This window comes from uncultured Veillonella sp. (assembly GCF_934190855.1).
In the GTDB taxonomy this organism is placed as follows: domain Bacteria; phylum Bacillota; class Negativicutes; order Veillonellales; family Veillonellaceae; genus Veillonella.
In genome coordinates this window covers 1-2,612 of the sequence record NZ_CAKPTN010000200.1, presented here as the reverse complement: position 1 = coordinate 2,612, position 2,612 = coordinate 1, and the positions used below count along the sequence as shown (strand labels likewise).

Annotated in this window: 3 protein-coding genes and 1 pseudogene; all 4 read right to left on the bottom strand. The window is 39.8% G+C overall.

Going from position 1 to position 2,612, the window contains the following annotated elements; all coding sequences use genetic code 11:
* A pseudogene (locus Q0F90_RS08700) lies at positions 1–172 on the bottom strand (3-deoxy-8-phosphooctulonate synthase); the annotation flags it as partial.
* Complete coding sequence (gene kdsB, locus Q0F90_RS08695; RefSeq protein WP_296004808.1) at positions 173–904, bottom strand: 3-deoxy-manno-octulosonate cytidylyltransferase; 732 nt, start codon at positions 902–904, stop codon at positions 173–175.
* A gap of 44 nt (positions 905–948) precedes the next feature.
* Positions 949–2,061 carry a tetraacyldisaccharide 4'-kinase gene (gene lpxK / locus Q0F90_RS08690; protein ID WP_296004805.1) on the bottom strand — a complete coding sequence of 371 codons (1,113 nt, stop codon included), beginning with the start codon at positions 2,059–2,061 and terminating at the stop codon, positions 949–951.
* Between the two features lie 55 nt (positions 2,062–2,116).
* The coding region (locus Q0F90_RS08685) for a 3-deoxy-D-manno-octulosonic acid transferase (RefSeq protein WP_367113429.1) at positions 2,117–2,612 on the bottom strand (496 nt) is incomplete at its 5' end.

The following is a 2,612-nucleotide window of genomic DNA, read 5'->3' as shown; positions in this document are numbered from 1 at the left end:
TATCAAAAGAGGCTTTAAAGATGTAAGGAACACCTAAACGCTCACAAATTTCTTTTGCCCGTTTACCAATGGCTAATGTGCGATCATAGTCCTCGATAACACATGGTCCAGCAAGAACAAATAAGCCTTTGCCACCACCTACTGTAATATCTTTAATTTGAACTGTTTTCATTTATTTCTCCTCTTGCTCGTAAATTGCATTTACACGAGCTAAGTCTTCCGGTGTGTCTACACCGATAAATCGTTTATCTGTAAGAATAACACGAATAGTATATCCATTTTCAAGAGCTCGTAATTGCTCTAATGATTCTGTTTGCTCCGCTGCAGTTGGCTCCATCTTAGCGTAGTTTAATAAGAAATCTCTACGATACGCATAGATACCAATATGTTTTAATGGAGCTCGCACAAAATCATGACGAGGGTATGGGATTAAAGATCGAGAAAAATACATCGCATCATTGCGATTATTTAAAATGACCTTAACCGCTGACGGCTCATCATATTCCTCCTCTAATAAAGGAGTAGCTACGGTAGCCATTTGTAAGTTTGGATCCTCTTCAAAAAGACGGGCCAAGTCATCAATAAGGTTTGGCTCAATCATAGGCTCATCACCTTGAACATTGATAACTACATCTAAGTCAGTATAATGACTAGCAACCTCTGCTAATCGATCAGTCCCTGTCGGATGATTAGGGTCTGTTATCATAACAGTTCCCCCAAAATTTTGAACTGCAGAATAGACGCGGTCATCATCAGTAGCAACAATAGTACATGCTGTTTTTGTCGCTTGGGACACCCGATCGTAAACGCGTTCAATCATCGGCTTTCCTGCGATATCAGCTAATGGTTTACCCGGTAATCTAGTAGAACCATAACGAGCAGGAATAACACATCCAAACTTCACAATAAAACCCCATTTCTGTTATTCGTGTATCTTATTATTATACACTAAATCTCTAAATTTTCTATGAATTCTTGCTTTCCAGAAATAAATTCAATCCCTATAGATAGCACTAGAATCGGTATTTTAAAGTCTTCAATTGCATGCAACTGACTTAACTTCACCGCATCCTTTTCTGTAATGCAAATGGCATCGGCTTGATGAGCAAACGCTTCTTTCCAAATGTCTACTACATCATCATTAGTGAAGTCGTGATGATCACCAAATGGTAAAGTATGAACCACATTATAGCCTACATCAGTCAATGTTTGTGTAAAGGATTGTGGATTACCTATACCGCTAACGGCCATAATACGCTTATCCTTATAGGAGTCTACAGGAGCACCAGCTGTACCATTAGCCCACTCATCCAACGTATACATAAATTGAGGCTTATGCGTAGTTTCATAAACAGGTGTATTGGGAACTAGCTGCGATAAGCGCTTCCGAATAGCAGACACAATGCCTGGTGCCACTTGGTCTACCTTTGTAAGAACAATGATATTAGCCCGTTGTAACCCGCTAAGTGGTTCACGCAACAAGCCACGAGGTAATACATGGTCATAACCAAACGGATTAGACGCATCAATAAGCACGATATCAATGTCTCTAGCTAATGCGCGATGTTGAAAACCATCGTCCATAACGAGGCAGTCAGCACCGAGTTCATTGATAGCAATCTCTGCTGATTTTGACCGTTCACGACCGATAATAACATTAGATTTTTGCAAAACCTTTGCAAGTAGCCAAGCTTCATCACCACTAATAGTTGGTTCTACAAGCATTGTGCCATCTTTGGAAATAATGATATTCTTCTTGTTATCTTCTGCTCGATAACCACGGCTAAGCACCGTAGGATGAAGTCCCTTTTGAGTGAGTACATCACAGATAAATCGTACCATCGGTGTTTTACCTGTACCACCTGCTGTAATATTACCAACGCTGATAACAGGTACTGCAACTTTTGTAACGCCTTTGCCTTCATCAAATTTAGCATTGCGCATTGATACAGCCTTCTCATAACCTTTACTTAAAAAGCCTAAGCTAGAACGAGCTATATCACCTAATATGGATTGATTTTCACCACTAACTATGGATTTGAATAATGCTTCCCCACTCATAGGTGATCCCTCCGATTATGTAAAATCATAGATTAATTAAACAAATTATATAGCTTTACGGAATAATTTGATGTTTCTCAAACAACAAGCGCAACTCTTGTGTATTACGTTGTGTAGCACCACGGTTTTCTTGAATAATCTCAAGACAATGTCGTCCCATTTCTTCTGCTAGTGCCTTATCCTTAGATAGGCGTAAAACCATAGCTGTTAAGGCCTTGCCATTTTTTACTTGTTCACAAGCACCGCGAGAATTTAATAGTGCGAAGATTTCTTTAAAGTTAAACATATGTGGGCCAACCAAGATTGGCTTGCCATGTGCAGCAGGTTCCAAAATATTATGGCCCCCAGTCTTCACAAGAGAACCCCCTACAAAGATGATATCCCCTAAACTGTAAAGACGACCAAGCTCACCAATTGTGTCCAAAATAACAACAGGAATACCTTCATGCACAGGCTCTGTCATATCGCTACGACAAATTGCACTCAGTTCATAACGCTTCGCAAGATTTTGTATATCATGGCCACGATAGATTTCACGAGGCGCAATTAAT

Coding starts and splice junctions, on each gene's coding strand:
- lpxK (WP_296004805.1), bottom strand. CDS start 2,061: ATGAGTGGGGAAGCATTATTCAAATCCATAGTTAGTGGTGAAAATCAA.